This window comes from Pseudomonas sp. DW-iso17 (assembly GCF_058725345.1).
Genome location: NZ_JBZXEA010000021.1, coordinates 494,750 through 511,426, shown reverse-complemented (window position 1 = coordinate 511,426; position 16,677 = coordinate 494,750). Strand labels below are relative to the sequence as shown.

Sequence of the window (16,677 nt, the reverse complement as noted above, 5' to 3'; positions counted from 1 at the left end):
GATTGACCCTTCCTTATGAAAGAACCCGCGCCATTGTCAAAACCGAGGAATTCCTGCGTGAGCTATCCCGTCATACGGGATTACCGCAGGATATCCGCAGCTATGCGAAAAGCCTGCTCAGGCACTATCCCTCTGCGGCCCAGGTTTTCTCGCTGGGACGCCTTGAGGAATGCCTGGTGAATGAAGCGCTTGAAGTCGAATACCGACAACGAGTGATCGCCTTCCACCAGCCATTGCTCTGCTCTTCGCTGGATTCGACACAATAGCGATGCCCCGCTCCCATTCTGAACAGTCGGTATCTCACCTCGTCACGCAGCGTGTTAAGCGTCTGCGCAGGGGGAGGCCTTTCAGCATCAGGTGTCTTGCTGAGCTTGGTTCGAGCTCGGCCATCTCCAAGGCAGTCGCCCAGCTAGTTCGTGGCGGTGAGCTTGTGCGTGTGTACCGTGGCATCTACATGCGGCCGAAAACCAGCCAATACACCGGCCGGGTTCGTCGTCCTGGGCCTTGGGACTTGCTGAGTCTGATTGCCAGGCAGAGTCGCTGGAAGCTGCAGATTCACGGTGCTGATGCAGTGAGGCAATTCGGGCTGAGCACACAGGTGCCCGTCATACCTATCTATTACACCAGCGGCCCCAGTCGATCTCTGTTTATAGAGAAGGCCGAGATCAGGCTCGTGCATGCTGCTCCGATGGTTATGCAGTGCTCCGGAACAAGGGTCGGGATGGCTATCAGTGCTCTTTATTATCTCGGAAAAGATGGCGCTACTCAGGAGTGCATCGATGCGATTAAAGCAGCACTCCACCCCGGAGAGCTGGCCACCTTGTTGTACTGCAATATGCCCAAATGGATGCGCGTGGCGCTAGCTGAATGAGCCCTGCGCATCAGGTGGTGAGGCCGTCCGTACTCGGTTTAAAGTCTAACTTCGTGGTTAGTTGGCAGTCAGCCATCTGATCTGACTGCCCGTGTTATCTGCTTTGAAGCGAGTCTGCGTTTTATTGCTGGCTCGCCTTGATCCGCGCTTTGCGGATGTAATTCACTGATACACCCAGCTGGCGTGCAAGCTCGGCGTCGGAAACGACACCAAACGCAGATGCAATTTCAGGTGTTATTTTTGGTAACGGACGTTTGTATGCCTGTATTCCAAGCTCGTGACGTTTCTTTTTGACTGGAAAGTTGCTGATATCCAGACGATCAGCGACCTCGGTATCCGGCATCTTCCCGAGCATGGCAATGGCTTCATTGGTCCAGATGTCCTCAAGGGGTTTGAAGCGTTCGCGGGCAGTCTTGGGCTCCTGGATTCTCAGCTCACCTCGCTTTCGCTTGATGCGCTTGATGGAAACTCCGAATTCTTGTGCCAGTTGATAGTTCGTTCTTGTAGCGAGTTGCTCAATCAGCTCAGTCGGCAGCTCAATGTCTTCTGGGTGAAACTCAGGAATGCCAATTGAGTGGCGGTAACGCCGGACAGTGCTCGCTCCAAGGCCAAAGCGCCGCGCTACTTCGCGGTCGCTCATCTTTCCGATGCATGCCTTCCAATCACCCATATGCGTGCTCCTAAAACGAGATGTAGCCAGACAGTTTTGCCTGACCTCGTATTCAGAGTGCGGTCGGGCTACCCCTGATTTTCAGGTTGATGCAGTCGGGATTTGATATCGCTCCATTTCTTCGGCGTGTACGGCGCCCTTCTGATTACGGGCTCAGCGAAGCCCATTTGCTAGTTAAACCCGCGCATGCGCGGAAATTTCAGTGCTTTCTTTGATGGCATCGTTGCAGTGTGTTCGGCGATTTTCCGCGCATGCGCGGAATTAGCAAAAGCGGCCGTTGGCAAAGAGGTCAGTCACCACGTCAATTAGCGAACAAAAAATTTCGTCACAGTCCAATTCACTCCCCTTAATCGGGGGCTCGCGCCTCGCATTGTCTAGTAGTCATATCACTAGAGAGAGGCGTCATGTTGACGATCAAATTACGCGACATCCAAGGAGTGCATCCCGAATTTTCTCGTATTGAGCGAGATCTGGATCTAGCTCCTGTAGGGGTTCCAGATCAGGCTCTGATCCCCAGGGCTATGGCCTTGCGCATCAATATGCTCTACCCGTTGGTCATCAGTAGGCCGGATGCGCTCTGTATCGGCCAAACGACGCTGTATCGATGGCTAAAAACATATATGGATCCAGAAACGCCGGTGCTGTGCATTGAATGGACGGGGGGGCGAATCAAGGATTGTGCCTACCAGCTTGTTCTGATTGAGCGCCTAGTTGCGCCTGCCCTAGCTCAAATTACGCCACAACAGGTACGTGATTTATTTACGCATATAGGATATGCCGCAGAGCAGTGGCCTCACGAGTATCGCAGTCACGCCCACCTATCTCGGCTGGTTGGGGTAAAAACGCTCAAGGGGCGGGAGGGCGAAAAATGAGTAAGCACTCGGCTCTGTTGCTCCTCGCCTCGGAGCAGAGGCAGTCACCACGAATTATTGGCGAAATCCTCAATCTGCTAGGCGCTCATCCTGGGCTCATTGACCTGCCACGCGCCATTGATCAGCTTCTACGAGTGCTCCGCGCATGCAATGTTGGCATGCCGATTGGTTTCGAGAATTCTGATGTGGTCGTGTGGCGTGAGGCGTGCGGATGGATCGTTTCCCTGGCCCGTCAACCAAATATCCGAGAGCGTCTAGGTGAGCAATTTTGGCTAGGAGATAAAGGGTCGGCGAACAATCCTGTTTTACATAAAGGCGTAAAAATATTCGGATTTCCATACGCCACGTTCCTGCACATATTCAGAGACCACGGAAATAAACAGAACTATGAGCGACTGCTCGCACAGTTGCTTGTTGCATCTCAGAAAACCGCTACTAATCGCTTGCTAGACCAGCGTTATGATGTTTACAAGGCCATCGGCCATCTATGCAAGCTGCAAACCGTCTCAATCGCTTCCGAACTAAATATTTGGGGGAGTACTGAGGAGTTCGTGGCGAGTTGCAGAGGTTTTTTACATAGTAAGTCAAGATCAGAGAATGCCGATAGTTTTGCTGCTATCGCCAGATTTGTTCGTTACTGCAACGGCGAGTTGCCACGCGTGGGTGGCGGCGGAGGCGGTCATAGAGGTAAGCGTAAAAGGCAGAGTTTGCCTGAGCTGAACCACTATATCAGTGAGGATGTTCGAGGGTTTGTGCTGGGGGATCCCGATGATCCTGATCAGCTGCCAGGTCATTACGACGTCATCGTTGGACATACCGATACTGCTGGGGGTGATCTGGCCCCCGGAGAAATGAGTCCAGCAACCGAAATTTGGGTACTGGACGATGAGGGCTGTGAGCGGCCATATGTTGCTGATCTGCTAGGCCAACAAAATGTCGAGGCGCATATTGTCCGTAGCCGACAGTTCCTGCCATTTTCATATAACCAGCTCACGCTAATGGAGTTGCGGAATTTATTGTTTGGTGCCAGCGACCTATTCCACTCGTATCTGCAAGAGCTTTCCTACACAAAAGACCCAACTCCGATCCAGCTCCGAATGGAGGCGATTGTTGCTCTGCATATCAGTCTGTGGTTGGGGCAGTCGACGACGCAGATTATCCAGTTATCCATCGTTGATGACGAGACAGATGACGCCGATGGTCTGGCATTGATCCTAGGGGATTCGGCGCAGTTCAGTATGGTAGTTAAGCGCCCAGATTTGGCTGGCGACGATCGTTGGCAGGCCTCTTCTGGTGTCCGACTATCGTTGCTGCGAATTCTATTGCCCGATCTAGCCGGTAGTGCCCAGTTGGTAAAGCAACTGATCAGGACATTTCCTCACTCAGCCAACCAGGTGTTCACTTATCAAACTGAGCAGCTGGACGCCGAGATCAGGGCACTGCTGCTGGAATTGGGTGGGGGGGATCGCCGCTATACGCGAACCAAATTGCGCAGTTATTTGTTCCACCAGATAGTCGCTGATACTCAGGATGTAGCAGCAGCATCCATGCTGTCTGGCGTTGAAATCCCCTCGGCGCAAACCCCGCGCTACTACTTGCAGCTCGATGCCTGTCACCTTCGCAAAATTTACACCACCTCACTGGTGAGAGTGCTGACGCAGGTTTATGCCTGTGCTGGTCTCGCATATGAATATGTCGACCTAAATCCGGACCAACAGGGTGGGGTGGGTGCAACTCATTGCCTGCTGCCTGCAACCATTGCGAGCAATATCAGTGCAATGGCCAGGGTCTTGAGGAGGAAAGCGAACGGGCGTCTCAGCGAGATGGTCGCTTGGCACAACTGTTTCACCCTCTGGACAGTGCAGATGTTTATGTTGGTCACGTCCTGTAGGGCGGTCCGCAACCCTCTGATGCTCATCGACGAATTTGATTCTGTGTTGGGCATGGGCGCGCTGTCAGACAAGGATTCTGACGATCGTCATATGAGTCGGCTGATTTGCATGCCGCCGATGTTGAGGCGGCAAATAACAAGCTACTTCGCGCATTGCGCGTCTATCAGCCGACAATTGATTGGTTATCTGCCACAGGATGAGGAGGATCATCAGTGGTCGCGAGGGTTTTTCCTACAGATTAACCAGGCTGGAATACGCCGCGTTGAGATTGCCCCGAGCAATATCTACGACCAGATGGAGCTGGTCTCTGGTTACACCACGCATCGAGTCAATGCCCACCGGAAATTCACCCGCACGGAACTCACGGAGCGGGGCTGTCCTTCAGAAGCGCTGGCTGCGTTCATGGGGCACTGGCTCAGGGGTGAGGAGCCTCAGGACGCCTATTCGACGTTCTGCCCTGCGGTATACGCCAAGGTTCTAGATGAGTGGATTACCCCACTACTCAGGGAGCTTGGCTGGTCGGCTCTGAGCAGCCAGTGGGTGACAGAATGAACCTGCCCCGTCTAAACAATCAACAGGGCAGTGTTATCTGGTCGGCTCGGCCTCATGAGCCGGAATGGATGCCCGAGATGCGAGCGCTTCTGAAGTCGATTGCCGAGAAGTCCGGTACGGCGTTCGGCAAATGGCTGTTGGGTGAATGTGCCATATACGGGATCTCGACGACACACGTCCGCGAACTGGAGGCACAGCTCGGCAAAAATCACACGTTGCGCAACGTACTGCGCAGCATCACTCAGCGAGTTCGGGACCAAATCCCGGGATTTCCGCTGGCACGAATAGCCATTGCCGTCAGGCGTGCAGCAAACCCGATCAATCCTGACGTCTACACGGCTGAGCGAATTCAACGCAGCAGCCAACTGATTCACGCCCTGCAGCAGGGTCTGAAACTGGATATCGATGCGCTCAGCACGGATGAGCGCATTGGTCTGCTACTAATGAGTGCGGCCTACAACGGCGGATTGCTCGATGTGGCTCAGCTGAATGCCATGCTCAGTACGACGCCAGACAGCATCGAGTGGGTAGCGGGAATTCCCGAGATACGTCTGCCGCTATCGATCCGCGGCAATGCCGTCGCTGAATTTCGGCAGTGGTTCCCTGATCCGGCAACGCTGGCTCTGTTGATACGCTGCGTGGATGATGTTCAAAAAAGCACCGGCAAACTAAAGCGTAGAAATTGGCACATGCGCTGTGTCTGTGCATTCCTGAAGAAGGTTGAGGTACCTGAACAGTATCATCCAGAGAATCCCAGCGACCTGTTTGATTTTCTAAGGATGCAAATGCAGTTGCGGCTGCCGCAGGTGCTGGTGAATTTTGCATGCCGCAAGGGTTTTGTCTCGCAGTCACTGCGCCCCTCATCTTGGGGCAATATTCTCGGCCTAGATGATCTCGAGGACCCTGCGGGGACTTATGACGATGAATCTGTTTCGGATGTAACTGAGGATAACCCTGACCCACCCGCATGGCTGGAGGAACTGCGCGATCGGATCCGGGACAACCTGCCCATAGAGAGCCCTTTGCAAGCGGAGTCTCATGGAGAACTTCCCGGCCTAATCCAGAGTTGGCTTGCCTACATGCTGGGTGGCGCCTCCGCATACGGCCACAGTATTGGGCGAAGCACGATAAAGCGATATACCCAAGTACTAGGCGCAGCACTTTCCTCTCGGTTAGATGGCATAAGCATCTTCGAGCTCGAAATTGACGCGCTCGAACTTGTGTATGAATCCGCACTGGATGCTCAGGCCACAGATAGCAAACGGCGCACCCTGGCCAAGGCAGTCCAGGAGTTTCACACGTTTCTGCAGCGTCGTTACAACTACCCGACAATCAGCCCCTACTCAATCCTAGGCATCGGCAAAGGTGTGACCAGGGTAGATGCTCGCATTATCAGCGAGGAGCAGTACCAATTGGTTATGCAGGCGCTCGGCACATGCGGGCTTGAGCTGCGAACGCCACGTCTGGTGACGGCTGCGAGGCTTTTGTTGATCTTGGGGTTCCGGTTGGGATTGCGGCGTAACGAGGCTCTAAAGCTTCGCCTACGTGATTTGCATCTGCCCGAATTTTCAGCAGCGGAGTGCGCGCATATTCAAGCTCGGCAATCGCATATGCGCAGGCTATCTAAAGATGAACAGGCCAGAATAGAGCTGCCCGTTGACCTGCTCATTCGCCCCCATGCACAGCGTGGGTTGAAAACCCAGAATGCGGTTCGGAGTTTGCCGCTGCGTGAGCTGCTTGAGCCCGATGAGCTCACATTGCTGATCGACTGGTATCGAGAGCGGCAGCAGGAAGAAAGCCAAAATTCAACGTCGGAATTCCTGTTCTGCATCCCACAGCTGAGAACTCAGTGGGTCAGCGAGAGCTGCCTGTTCCCAGCTCTACATGACTGCATGCGAGCAGTCACGGGTTCCGAGTTCCTGCATTACCATCACCTGCGCCATTCCTGCGCCACGTGGTTTTTGCTCAAGTTGATGGGTGCGCAGAATGCGCTATCACCAGAGCTGGTTTTCAAAGATCTGCCCCTTACCACTCGCTGGCTCAGAGATGACCTCAGGTTGCGTAAGGCGATGTTGCCTGTAGAGGGCCCCACCCGGCGAATCGTCCATATTGTCAGTGCCATCCTCGGGCATGGCAGCCCAAAAACCACACTGTTGCACTACGTCCATAGCCTGCCTCAGATCATGGCAATGATGTGGCAATGGAATCCCCAGAACTGGATATTCAACGCCGCAAACGTCGCCAAGATAGCCGAGGTAAGCCAACCCACCATGAGCACTGAGCCCCGTGAAGGCATTTCAGCTGAGTGCGGCGTGCTACTCGACATCATCGGTCGCATTAGACCCCTGAAGGAGCGTAAGCGTGCTCGGAAGAAGGCGAGTCGAGGCCAGGCTGAACAGGTGGAGCAGAACTGGGCGATTGGGCGAATTCTGGCTATCGAGTCGATGCTGGCGTATGCCTCATATGCCGAGCAGACAGGTCGAGCGGTCAATCTCGACTGGGTCGAGTTTTCTGCCGAGGCGCGTGAAATGATGCTTGAGCGGGCACGCTGTATCCGCGATATGCAACAGCGACCGGGAGCAAGCAGCTCAAGCCCTAAACACAGGCTGCAACCTGCTCTGTATGCAGAAGGTTCGTCGTATCTGTCGCTGTTGCCCTCGCCTCCAAAGCATGGTGGGCGTGAGGCTGTGGCCGAGTATGCGCAGCGCCTCTACGACCTGCTCGAAGGCCCCGACAGCGAACGCGCCCAGCGCGTGATTGATGATTTTGTTGAGCGCTGTTGGATGACTGAAACCACGCTGCGATTCCAGCGTAACCGTGACGAGGACCATGCACAGGACTATCTGTGGCTGCTGAGTGCTATAGGTATTCCGGCTCGATCTATCGAGCTGATCGTCTACGACGCTAACAAGCCGAAGACGACCAAGTCCTACTGGCGTCAGCAGCTCGGGAGCACTCGCCGGTCGTTCAGTCAGCACGCGCCGGAGAGTAACGATGTAGCGAATCTACATTTGGGTATAAGGGCGAAGCTTGAGCTGAAGGGTGAGGCAAGGCAGAACCATCACTCCGGCGCCGCCCTGCGCTACCTGATGCTGATGGCTTCCATCGACTGGCATTTCCGTGCCTGACCAAGTCCGGAGGGCATTCAGCCCTCCGGATCATCCTGCAGTTCCAGCAACTCACCCACCTCACAGTTCAGGTACTGGCAGATCGTCTCCAGGTCCTTGAGCTCCACCCGTTGCGCGGTCTCGTGATAGAGCCGCGTGAGGGTTCCGCGGTTGATCCCCGTGTCCCTAACCACGTCACTTATCTTCAATTTCCGCTCACCGAGTAGGCGAGATAAATGGCACTTGACCATCTCAATCTCCAAAAAATGATCTTCTAGAGATCATTTTGTACTTGCAAAGCCCAAAATGAGCGTTATATTGATCTTCAGGAGATCATTATGAGCTATCAGGAGCTCATAAGAATCCGCTGTCGTTCAATTTAGCAGAGAGGGCATTGCTATGTCTCACACCTATCTGACCACCGAGGAGCTGGCCACTCGTATGAAGTACGACGTGCGCACCATCCGTAACCGCCTGAAGGACTCGGTACTGCTCGAAGGCATCCATTACTTCCGCCCGTTTGGTGGTCGAAAGATCCTGTTCATTTGGGAGGCCATCGAAAAGGACATGCAGAAGCATTCCCGCACCTCCAGTTTGATACCTATGGCCGGCGGAGGCATTTGCCATGGGTAAGATTCGTGCCCGTGCCGACAACGAGAAGTTGTTCTTCGACTTCACTTATCTGGACAAACGCTGCCGTGAGCAAACCACGTTGCCTGATACGCCGGCCAATCGAAAAAAGCTGGAGAAAATCCTTGAGCGTATTGAGGCAGAAATCACGCTGGGAAGCTTCGACTATGCCACTTACTTTCCGCAAAGCAGCAAGGTTCAGGAGTTCGCAAGACTGCGGGCTGGCTGCGCGATATTGAAGACTCCACCATTTAGGGACTTCGCCGAACGCTGGTTCGACGAAAAGCGTGTGGAGTGGCGCGACACACATACAACGACGGTACGTCAGACCCTTGATAAATACCTGCTACCAACATTCGGCAGACAAGAAGTCAGCGCCATCACCAAGGCAGAAATCCTGTCCTTCCGCTCGGCACTCGGCAAAGTTCCCGGGCTGAAGGGGCAGGCTCTGTCAGCGACGCGAATCAACCACATCATGACGCCATTGCGCATGATCCTTAGTGAGGCGGCTGACCGGTTTGAGTTTACTTCACCGTACCTCAACATCAAATCGCTGAAGGTTCCCAAGACCGATGTGGAGCCGTTCACTCTGGATGAAGTGCTGCAGATTCTCGGTGCCGTGCGCGAGGACTTCCGCAACTACTACACGGTGCGCTTCTTCACCGGGATGCGCACGGGAGAAGTCGACGGCCTGCAGTGGAAATTCGTCGACTTTCAGAGGCGGCAAATCCTTATCCGCGAAACTTGGGTCGGTGGCCGGCTCGACTACACGAAGAATGACGGCTCGCAACGCGAAATCGACATGTCTGGCCCGGTGTACAAGGCCCTGCTCGATCAGCAGAAGAAGACGGGGAGTGGTCAGTTCGTCTTCTGTTCTCGGGAAGGTACGCCTTTTTCGTACCGCAACATCAACAACAGGGTTTGGTTTCCGCTGCTGCGTCATCTGGGGCTGCGCCAGCGACGCCCTTACCAGACCCGCCATACGGCTGCGACCCTTTGGCTGGCTGCAGGCGAAAACCCGGAGTGGATTGCCCGGCAGATGGGCCACACAACTACAGAGATGCTGTTCCGCGTCTACTCGCGCTACGTGCCTAACTTGACCCGACGTGACGGAAGCGCCTTCGACAATCTGATCCAAGCCAATTTGAAGGACTGAGGAGTACTCACATGAAATTGATCAACCGCAGCAACGTCACGTACCTGCATCCGGCGATGGAGGCTCGTGAACACCAGTACTTGAAGCATTTGGCTTCTGCCATGAGCCACTACCTCGAGAGCCCCAACGGCAATGAACTGGTCTGCATCCTTGGCTCCGGCTACGAGAAGAACAACCGCCAGGCGCTCGATACCTGGGTCGCCTATCACCGTAATGAGGTCTTCGAGAAACGGTTGGAGGGGCGCAGCCCGCTGGACTTCCTGATCGAAAAGCTGGAGAGCATGCTCAACAACTAAAGTAACGAAGGGGCCGAAAGGCCCCTTCTGCTTAGGTGCTTTCAGATGGGTTGGGAGTTGTGCCTGATTGTGGCTAATACTCAATCTCTGCGAAGTAACCGGCATGCCATCTCACCGTGCGGCACGCTTTGGGCACAGAATTGGCACAGCCTGAAAAGCCGCCGCTAGATGACACTGAGGGCAGTGCTCATCGCAGCCTGAGAGCTGGCATCAAGGGAATTTTGCTGGAGGGCGCCGATTCAGCAGCGGAAGCGGCGAAGCCTTAGAAAAAGGCCATTGAATCAAGAGGATATGGCGCACCTGGCGGGATTCGAACCCACGACCCTTGCCTTCGGAGGGCAATACTCTATCCAGCTGAGCTACAGGTGCGTATGTGTTGCGGCGAACTATTTGACCACTAGCCTTCACCCTTCTCAACTCGATGATCACTGCCTTCGGAGGGCAGTACTCTATCCAGCTGAGCTACGGATGCTTGTGCGGGCGACATCATACCCATGTCGACCTGATGCGTCCATTCCAGCGTTTTCCCCGCCCCCTGTCGTCCATTTCCGACAAAAAATGGCTAATCGCCACCCTCATTCACAACTCCACGCGCCGCACGTCCCTTTGTTTGCTTTGCTCTTGTGGCTTTAACCCGCTTCCACGCCGCAATTCCCCAGGTGAACGCATGCATTCCAAAGGAACCGTGATGCTCGATCTCCCGCTCAGACAAACCCTGCTGGCTCGCTCCGATTTGTTTCGAGGTATGCCGGAGCATCTCTTGCGCTACGTCGCCACCCATATGGTGGAGCGCACGCTGGATGATCGTGAGCTGTTGTATTTCAAGGACGACACCCTCGAATTCATTGCGTTGGTGGTGGAGGGGCGGATTTATTCGGTGGTGCATGGGCCGGATGGGCGCGAGCAGATTATCGGCAGCACTGGGGTCGGGCAGGTGGTGGGGGAGACGGCGTTGATCAAGGATCATGGGCGCGAGTCTTCCACCTTCGCCAGCGGGCCCACGCGTTTGTTGCAGTTGGGTAGCCGGCATTTTGCTGTGTTGTTTGAGGAGCCGGTGTTTCTGCGGCGTTTGTTGATGCTGATGATGCTGCGCTTGCTGCACGCCATCGAGTTGTTGGAGTTGGTGTGCCTGCATCGGCTGGAGTCGCGGTTGGCGCGGTTTTTGTTGGCCAACCTGGGTGAGATCGACCTGGCGTTGGCTTTGCCCAGTGTGTCGTTGCCCGCAAGCCAGGGGGTGTTGGCGTCGATGCTGAACACCAGTCGGCCCAAGCTGAATGTGCAGCTGCAAGTGTGGCGGCGCAGTGGGGTGATCAGCGGCGGTCTGGAGCGCATGGTGATCAATGATGTCGAGCAGTTGCGGCGCAAGGCTTTTGCGCTGAATTAGTTGTGGTGGTGTTCCCCAGGTAACAGCGTACCCCCGTCGAGCCCTCGCAGACTGGCCCTTCATCAAGGATGCACAGGAGTGCTGGCGATGGGGATGACTGTTCAGTTCAAGGATCAATGGGCCGCCGATGACCGTTTGTTCGAAGCAAGTTGGCGCGCTGTGCACGGCGAGCTCAGGCGCCGGGCGTTGCGGCGGGCCAAGGGCAATCTGGATCAGGGCCAGGAGTGGTTGGCGGCGACGGCGATCAAGGCCCTGTTGTTCTTTCGGCGCTCGCCCGAGCGCATTCGTGACCCTGAGGGGTTTCTGTTTCTGGTGCTTGATCATGTGTTTCTCGACAGCGTGCGGCGCAGCAAGCGCGAGGGGCGGTTGTTCGATGATTCGGTGGACCTTGAACACGATCACCTGGCCGCACTCGCCGCGCCCTGCGCCTCGGTGCTGGAGCGGGTGGAATGTTATGAGCGCCTGGAGCAGATCGAGGCGCACGTCGCACGGTTACCGCTGTTGCAGCAGCGCTTGTTCGAGATGCGTTTCGTCGACGACCTGCCTTACCCGCAAATTGCCGCCGAGCTGCACGTGAAGCTGCCGCTGGTGCGCAAGCGTGTGCAACTGCTGCGCAGTGCCTTGCGCTGAAGGTGATTCACAAACGTTGGCGTGGGGCGTTCTAGTGGTATGAGCGCAGCACGCCGCCGCTATCCACACCCAAACCTGGGTGAATGCCATCAAGGAGAGATGTATGACAGAGGTCAACAGCCAGATCACCGACGCGGTCACTCAAACCAACGTCAAGGTGGTGGCAGAGGCGCCGGCCCAGGCCATCGCGTCGCTGTACCAGGTGGCCAGCAGCGCGGCGGGCCTGTCGTTGCAGAACGCGGTCAACAGCCAGCAGGCGATGAACCAGATTTCCAACGCGGTGATCTCCAAGGCCGTGGCGCTGATTATGCAGATTGGCGAGAAGGGCTGAGGCCTCGGGAGATCGATTATGTCGTGGTTCAGCAGAAAGAAACCCACCGCCGCCCAAGCAACGCCCGCCGCCGATCCACCTGCGTCGGCGCCCGCCGCACCGGCCTCGCGCTCGATCATGGCGCGCATGAACGAGCACTTGCTCAATCAGGTGAGCGCACCGTCATCCGACAGCACGGCGGCGCTCAATAGCCAGATCGTGCAGGCGGTGCAGTTCACCAATTCGCAGAACTTTGCCTATGCGCCGGCGCAGATCGCGGTGCCGGCCGACATGATGATCAGCCAGGCGGCCGGGCTGGTGGCGCAAGCGGCGGCGGGGTACTTCGATGGGGTCAGCAAGATCGCCCTGGCGGCCCAGGCCGTGCTGCTCCAGCAAATGACCGAGAACATCGTCAAGGACAACCTGCCGGCCGCTGCCGAAGATGCCTTGGGCGCCCTGGCCACCGACCTGCTGGTGGGCGCCGCTGCCGCCGTGGCTGCCGCTGCCGGTGCGATGGAGGCCGAAGCCGCCAGCGTGGCCATCGACAAGATCGACCAGAGCATCGCCAAGTACGCCGACACCCTGGCCAACCGGGCCGCGCCAGCGGCCTGAACCGAGCACAGCGCTCCAGCGTTCTGCTGGGGCGGTGCAACAGCAACTTGAAAGCAACTTTTCTTGAGTGAGGAGCGACATCATGCAGCCTGGAGATATTATTTTTTCTGTCAAACAAGATGACGACAGCGCAACGCGGGCGTTTATCAAAGCCGGTCAACTGGTCAAGGCCAAGGTGTTCTCGCAGGACACGACCTACTTGAATGTGGTTCACCCGGCGATTGCGGTGAGCGACACCCTGGTGATCGAAAGTGTCGGCAGTGGCCTGGCCCTGACCGACCTGAGCCTGGAAAAACCGCCACGCTCGGCGATGGTGTTTTCCTGCGTGGATACCGAACTGGGCGAGGCAGCGACGGTGGCTGCCAAGCAGTTCTACTTCGACAAGATCGGCGGTGATATCCGGGGCCGCTACAGCGTGTGGAACGCGATGATTTCAGCCTTTCGGCGCTGGACTTCCGATACCAGCCTGGTGACGCGGATCAACGAGTCCATCGACATCGGCAGCGGGTCCTTTTGTTCGCAGTTCGCGGCCAACTGCTATGAGGTCGGCAACCTCTACAACGAGGCGAATCTGCTGCCGCCTCCGCCGGCCATTTTTCCCAACCAGCCCAGCGCCATAACGCCTGCGGAGTTGGCGACCTTCTGTGATTCGTCGCCGCATTTTTACTTTGCCGGTTTCTGGCAGGACAACGTTGAGGTGCGGCTTTAGCGGGCGTGTCGCCGCCAAGGCAGCCCCTAAGGAGCTCGATATGCAACCCTCGGTCCTGTCCACCGACGACCGCCAGCGGCTCGAAGCGATGCTGCGCAACCCGCAGGTATTCGCCGGCACGCCCCAGGCCATCGTCGACGAAACCCTCAAGCGTGCCACCCAGGTGCTTGAGCAATCGAAGGCCAACGAACAAGCGCTCAAGACGGCTGCCCAGCAGCGTGAAGCGGCGCTACGCCAAATGCTGAACGGCGCGGCCTCGGACCAGGACGCGCAACGCAAGGAAGTGCAGGCACTGATCCAAGGGTTGATCGCCCAGATTGAAGCGGCGCTGGGCCCCGCAGCGAAACCCTAAACCAGGTTTCACAGCGCCTGTTTCGCAACGTTCATTGATGAACACGGAATGCACCGTGTACTAAATAAGGAAATTGATCATGCCATTAGTCAACGAGCAAATTACCGACGCGGTCACCCAGACCAACGTCAAAGTGGTGGCCGAATCGCCTGCGATGGCGATGAGCACTATCTATCAATCCATGGCGCAGGCCACGGCGATTCTGTTCCAGAACGCGGTGTCGGCCCAGCAGCAGCAAAACACCCTGGCCCAGGCGGCCACCAACCAGGGCGTGATGCAGATCTACAGCGTCGATACCACCGCAGGTGCGGCGGCCACCGAGAAAGTCGCCCAGGGCGGCGTGTCGGATAACCTCACCAGCCTGTTGACCGTGCTCAAGTCGTTCCAGCCTTAAGCACTGAGCAATAACGGATGTTGTTCTTTCTCAACCCAGGAGTTTCAACCATGAGTACAGTCAGCCCGCAAATCACCGATGCCGTCACCCAGACCAACGTCAAGGTGGTTGCCGAATCACCCGCGATGGCCATGAGCACTATTTACCAATCCATGGGCCAGGCCACGGCGATTCTGTTCCAGAACTCGGTCTCGGCCCAACAGCAACAAAACACCCTGGCTCAGGCGGCTACCAACCAGGGCGTGATGCAGATCTACAGCGTCGACACCACCGCTGGCGCCGCCGCCACCGAGAAAGTCGCCCAGGGCGGCGTGGCCGACAACTTGACCAGCCTGCTGGCCGTGCTCAAGTCGTTCCAACCTTAAGCTGCAAGGCCCCCAACAGCCCCGGCGCCCACAAGGCTCCGGGGCTGTTGTCGTGTGGGCACTTGATCCGAAAGATGAGCCGGATGCGCCATATTCGTTCTTTTTTTCGAACATCCTATTGCCCTGTACCCCCATTGATCCTAGGATTCGTTTGAGATTTCAAACGCTCTGTCTCCCGTGCGCTCTTTCATTTCTTCTGCGCGCTGGGGCTGATTTCCCTGACGGCAGCCCACAAGGCGCCTTTCAACAACTCTAATTCGCTCCGCGTGCGCGCGGTGCTGTTAAGGAAAGCCGACATGCAGCTTAAAGACACCCAGTTGTTCCGCCAGCAAGCCTTTATCGATGGCGCTTGGGTCGATGCGGACAATGGTCAAACCATCAAGGTCAACAACCCGGCCACGGGCGAGATTCTCGGCACCGTGCCGAAGATGGGCGCCGCGGAAACCCGCCGCGCCATCGAAGCCGCCGACAAGGCCCTGCCAGCCTGGCGTGCACTCACTGCCAAGGAGCGCGCCAACAAGCTGCGCCGCTGGTTCGAACTGCTGATCGAAAACCAGGACGACCTCGGCCGCCTGATGACCCTCGAACAAGGCAAGCCGCTGGCCGAAGCCAAGGGCGAAATCGTCTACGCCGCCTCGTTTATCGAGTGGTTCGCTGAAGAAGCCAAGCGCATCTATGGCGACGTGATCCCCGGCCACCAGCCCGACAAGCGCCTGATCGTGATCAAGCAGCCCATCGGCGTGACCGCAGCCATCACCCCGTGGAACTTCCCTGCGGCGATGATCACCCGCAAAGCCGGCCCGGCCCTGGCCGCCGGTTGCACCATGGTGATCAAGCCGGCCTCGCAAACCCCGTTTTCGGCCCTGGCCCTGGTTGAGCTGGCGCACCGCGCCGGTATCCCCAAAGGCGTGCTCAGTGTGGTCACCGGCAGTGCTGGCGACATCGGCGGCGAGCTGACCTGCAACCCCATCGTGCGTAAATTGTCCTTCACCGGCTCGACCGAAATTGGTCGCCAGCTGATGGCCGAATGCGCCAAGGACATCAAGAAAGTCTCCCTGGAGCTGGGCGGTAACGCACCGTTCATCGTGTTCGACGACGCCGACCTGGATAAGGCCGTCGAAGGCGCGATCATCTCCAAGTACCGCAACAACGGCCAGACCTGCGTCTGCGCCAACCGCCTGTACATCCAGGATTCGGTGTACGACGCCTTCGCTGAAAAGCTCAAGGTGGCGGTGACCAAACTGAAGATCGGTAACGGCCTGGAAGACGGCACCACCACCGGCCCGCTGATCGACGAAAAAGCCGTGGCCAAGGTGCAGGAACATATCGCTGATGCCCTGAGCAAAGGCGCCAAGCTGTTGGCCGGTGGCAAGGTGATGGAAGGCAACTTCTTCGAACCGACCATCCTGGTTGACGTGCCGAAAAACGCCGCCGTGGCCAAGGAAGAAACCTTCGGCCCGCTGGCGCCACTGTTCCGCTTCAAAGACGAAGCCGAAGTGATCGCCATGTCCAACGACACCGAGTTCGGCCTGGCCTCCTACTTCTACGCCCGCGACCTGGGCCGGGTGTTCCGTGTGGCCGAGGCCCTGGAATACGGTATGGTCGGCGTCAACACCGGGTTGATCTCCAACGAAGTGGCGCCGTTCGGCGGCATCAAGGCCTCGGGCCTGGGCCGTGAAGGCTCCAAGTACGGGATCGAGGACTACCTGGAAATCAAATACCTCTGCCTGGGCATCTAAGGCACGGGATTGCAGCAAACGCAGAGGGCACGAGAGCGCTGCCCCTTTGCGTGTTTCACATGGTTATTCGCAGTGGCCGGGAAAGCTGTGGCAGTCGATCATCGCATGCTGCCGTAGTTGCCTCCCCGCCACCTAT

General features: G+C 56.9%; 19 protein-coding genes and 1 tRNA gene. 17 read left to right on the top strand and 3 right to left on the bottom strand.

The genetic code is table 11. The features are described from left to right. Positions 1 to 2: 2 nt before the first annotated feature. On the top strand, positions 3 to 266 hold the full coding sequence (locus AC4PS6_RS16720; RefSeq protein ID WP_021702831.1) for a BPSL0761 family protein: 264 nt from the start codon (positions 3 to 5) through the stop codon (positions 264 to 266). 2 nt (positions 267 to 268) lie between these two features. Beyond that, the gene (locus AC4PS6_RS16715; RefSeq protein WP_054881700.1) at positions 269 to 871 is read left to right on the top strand and encodes a DUF6088 family protein; all 603 of its coding nucleotides are present in this window, start codon (positions 269 to 271) and stop codon (positions 869 to 871) included. A 121-nt stretch (positions 872 to 992) separates the two neighbouring features. On the opposite strand, the gene AC4PS6_RS16710 is transcribed toward AC4PS6_RS16715, so the two are convergent. Further along, complete coding sequence (locus AC4PS6_RS16710; protein ID WP_054881699.1) at positions 993 to 1,541, bottom strand: MerR family transcriptional regulator; 549 nt, start codon at positions 1,539 to 1,541, stop codon at positions 993 to 995. A 404-nt stretch (positions 1,542 to 1,945) separates the two neighbouring features. Between AC4PS6_RS16710 and AC4PS6_RS16705 the strand changes: the two genes are divergently transcribed. The 3 genes from AC4PS6_RS16705 (at position 1,946) to AC4PS6_RS16695 (ending at position 7,985) form a co-directional block, all read left to right on the top strand. Beyond that, positions 1,946 to 2,413 (top strand): hypothetical protein, encoded by a 468-nt coding sequence (locus AC4PS6_RS16705; RefSeq protein ID WP_054881698.1) that lies wholly within the window; start codon positions 1,946 to 1,948, stop codon positions 2,411 to 2,413. Next, a complete protein-coding gene (locus tag AC4PS6_RS16700; RefSeq protein WP_223656453.1) occupies positions 2,410 to 4,857 on the top strand; it encodes a hypothetical protein in 2,448 nt (815 codons plus the stop codon). Before AC4PS6_RS16705 ends, AC4PS6_RS16700 begins: the two co-directional genes overlap by 4 nt. 68 nt (positions 4,858 to 4,925) lie before the next feature. Further along, entirely contained in the window at positions 4,926 to 7,985 is a 3,060-nt protein-coding gene (locus tag AC4PS6_RS16695) for a site-specific integrase (protein ID WP_177337106.1), read from the top strand. Positions 7,986 to 8,002: 17 nt separating this feature from the next. On the opposite strand, the gene AC4PS6_RS16690 is transcribed toward AC4PS6_RS16695, so the two are convergent. Then, entirely contained in the window at positions 8,003 to 8,215 is a 213-nt protein-coding gene (locus AC4PS6_RS16690) for a helix-turn-helix domain-containing protein (RefSeq protein WP_003282467.1), read from the bottom strand. A 148-nt stretch (positions 8,216 to 8,363) separates the two neighbouring features. Here AC4PS6_RS16690 and AC4PS6_RS16685 point away from each other — a divergent pair, with 148 nt between their 5' ends. The 3 genes from AC4PS6_RS16685 to AC4PS6_RS16675 are packed head-to-tail and all read left to right on the top strand — an operon-like array spanning position 8,364 to position 10,046. After that, positions 8,364 to 8,597 carry a hypothetical protein gene (locus AC4PS6_RS16685; RefSeq protein WP_003282466.1) on the top strand — a complete coding sequence of 78 codons (234 nt, stop codon included), beginning with the start codon at positions 8,364 to 8,366 and terminating at the stop codon, positions 8,595 to 8,597. Beyond that, a complete protein-coding gene (locus AC4PS6_RS16680) occupies positions 8,590 to 9,750 on the top strand; it encodes an Arm DNA-binding domain-containing protein (protein ID WP_003282465.1) in 1,161 nt (386 codons plus the stop codon). The genes AC4PS6_RS16685 and AC4PS6_RS16680 overlap by 8 nt, the downstream gene beginning before the upstream one ends. 11 nt (positions 9,751 to 9,761) lie before the next feature. Continuing rightward, on the top strand, positions 9,762 to 10,046 hold the full coding sequence (locus AC4PS6_RS16675; RefSeq protein ID WP_003282464.1) for a hypothetical protein: 285 nt from the start codon (positions 9,762 to 9,764) through the stop codon (positions 10,044 to 10,046). Between the two features lie 292 nt (positions 10,047 to 10,338). On the opposite strand, the gene AC4PS6_RS16670 is transcribed toward AC4PS6_RS16675, so the two are convergent. Continuing rightward, positions 10,339 to 10,415, bottom strand: a tRNA-Arg gene (locus tag AC4PS6_RS16670). 298 nt (positions 10,416 to 10,713) lie between these two features. On the opposite strand from AC4PS6_RS16670, the gene AC4PS6_RS16665 reads away from it, so the two are divergent. The 9 genes from AC4PS6_RS16665 (at position 10,714) to gabD (ending at position 16,541) form a co-directional block, all read left to right on the top strand. After that, positions 10,714 to 11,430, top strand: a complete 717-nt coding sequence (locus AC4PS6_RS16665; protein ID WP_032904913.1) for a Crp/Fnr family transcriptional regulator — start codon at positions 10,714 to 10,716, stop codon at positions 11,428 to 11,430. 87 nt (positions 11,431 to 11,517) lie between these two features. Then, positions 11,518 to 12,060, top strand: a complete 543-nt coding sequence (locus AC4PS6_RS16660) for an RNA polymerase sigma factor (RefSeq protein ID WP_175563004.1) — start codon at positions 11,518 to 11,520, stop codon at positions 12,058 to 12,060. A 103-nt stretch (positions 12,061 to 12,163) separates the two neighbouring features. Beyond that, a complete protein-coding gene (locus AC4PS6_RS16655; RefSeq protein ID WP_003187543.1) occupies positions 12,164 to 12,391 on the top strand; it encodes a RebB family R body protein in 228 nt (75 codons plus the stop codon). An 18-nt stretch (positions 12,392 to 12,409) separates the two neighbouring features. After that, the gene (locus AC4PS6_RS16650; protein WP_020302204.1) at positions 12,410 to 12,982 is read left to right on the top strand and encodes a hypothetical protein; all 573 of its coding nucleotides are present in this window, start codon (positions 12,410 to 12,412) and stop codon (positions 12,980 to 12,982) included. 82 nt (positions 12,983 to 13,064) lie between these two features. Further along, positions 13,065 to 13,691: a hypothetical protein gene (locus AC4PS6_RS16645; RefSeq protein ID WP_014716414.1), complete on the top strand. Its 627-nt coding sequence runs from the start codon at positions 13,065 to 13,067 to the stop codon at positions 13,689 to 13,691. A 40-nt stretch (positions 13,692 to 13,731) separates the two neighbouring features. Continuing rightward, on the top strand, positions 13,732 to 14,043 hold the full coding sequence (locus AC4PS6_RS16640; protein ID WP_014716415.1) for a hypothetical protein: 312 nt from the start codon (positions 13,732 to 13,734) through the stop codon (positions 14,041 to 14,043). Between the two features lie 79 nt (positions 14,044 to 14,122). Then, a complete protein-coding gene (locus tag AC4PS6_RS16635) occupies positions 14,123 to 14,437 on the top strand; it encodes a RebB family R body protein (protein ID WP_003187550.1) in 315 nt (104 codons plus the stop codon). A 50-nt stretch (positions 14,438 to 14,487) separates the two neighbouring features. Then, complete coding sequence (locus AC4PS6_RS16630) at positions 14,488 to 14,802, top strand: RebB family R body protein (RefSeq protein ID WP_003187551.1); 315 nt, start codon at positions 14,488 to 14,490, stop codon at positions 14,800 to 14,802. A gap of 296 nt (positions 14,803 to 15,098) precedes the next feature. Continuing rightward, the gene (gene gabD, locus AC4PS6_RS16625; protein WP_336827219.1) at positions 15,099 to 16,541 is read left to right on the top strand and encodes an NADP-dependent succinate-semialdehyde dehydrogenase; all 1,443 of its coding nucleotides are present in this window, start codon (positions 15,099 to 15,101) and stop codon (positions 16,539 to 16,541) included. Positions 16,542 to 16,677 lie beyond the last annotated feature (136 nt).

Excerpts from the sequence above, each read along its gene's own strand:
- AC4PS6_RS16715 (WP_054881700.1), top strand. The coding sequence starts at position 269 with ATGCCCCGCTCCCATTCTGAACAGTCGGTATCTCACCTCGTCACGCAG.
- AC4PS6_RS16710 (WP_054881699.1), bottom strand. The coding sequence starts at position 1,541 with ATGGGTGATTGGAAGGCATGCATCGGAAAGATGAGCGACCGCGAAGTA.
- AC4PS6_RS16705 (WP_054881698.1), top strand. The coding sequence starts at position 1,946 with ATGTTGACGATCAAATTACGCGACATCCAAGGAGTGCATCCCGAATTT.
- AC4PS6_RS16700 (WP_223656453.1), top strand. The coding sequence starts at position 2,410 with ATGAGTAAGCACTCGGCTCTGTTGCTCCTCGCCTCGGAGCAGAGGCAG.
- AC4PS6_RS16695 (WP_177337106.1), top strand. The coding sequence starts at position 4,926 with ATGCCCGAGATGCGAGCGCTTCTGAAGTCGATTGCCGAGAAGTCCGGT.
- AC4PS6_RS16690 (WP_003282467.1), bottom strand. The coding sequence starts at position 8,215 with ATGGTCAAGTGCCATTTATCTCGCCTACTCGGTGAGCGGAAATTGAAG.
- AC4PS6_RS16685 (WP_003282466.1), top strand. The coding sequence starts at position 8,364 with ATGTCTCACACCTATCTGACCACCGAGGAGCTGGCCACTCGTATGAAG.
- AC4PS6_RS16680 (WP_003282465.1), top strand. The coding sequence starts at position 8,590 with ATGGGTAAGATTCGTGCCCGTGCCGACAACGAGAAGTTGTTCTTCGAC.
- AC4PS6_RS16675 (WP_003282464.1), top strand. The coding sequence starts at position 9,762 with ATGAAATTGATCAACCGCAGCAACGTCACGTACCTGCATCCGGCGATG.
- AC4PS6_RS16665 (WP_032904913.1), top strand. The coding sequence starts at position 10,714 with ATGCATTCCAAAGGAACCGTGATGCTCGATCTCCCGCTCAGACAAACC.
- AC4PS6_RS16660 (WP_175563004.1), top strand. The coding sequence starts at position 11,518 with ATGGGGATGACTGTTCAGTTCAAGGATCAATGGGCCGCCGATGACCGT.
- AC4PS6_RS16655 (WP_003187543.1), top strand. The coding sequence starts at position 12,164 with ATGACAGAGGTCAACAGCCAGATCACCGACGCGGTCACTCAAACCAAC.
- AC4PS6_RS16650 (WP_020302204.1), top strand. The coding sequence starts at position 12,410 with ATGTCGTGGTTCAGCAGAAAGAAACCCACCGCCGCCCAAGCAACGCCC.
- AC4PS6_RS16645 (WP_014716414.1), top strand. The coding sequence starts at position 13,065 with ATGCAGCCTGGAGATATTATTTTTTCTGTCAAACAAGATGACGACAGC.
- AC4PS6_RS16640 (WP_014716415.1), top strand. The coding sequence starts at position 13,732 with ATGCAACCCTCGGTCCTGTCCACCGACGACCGCCAGCGGCTCGAAGCG.
- AC4PS6_RS16635 (WP_003187550.1), top strand. The coding sequence starts at position 14,123 with ATGCCATTAGTCAACGAGCAAATTACCGACGCGGTCACCCAGACCAAC.
- AC4PS6_RS16630 (WP_003187551.1), top strand. The coding sequence starts at position 14,488 with ATGAGTACAGTCAGCCCGCAAATCACCGATGCCGTCACCCAGACCAAC.
- gabD (WP_336827219.1), top strand. The coding sequence starts at position 15,099 with ATGCAGCTTAAAGACACCCAGTTGTTCCGCCAGCAAGCCTTTATCGAT.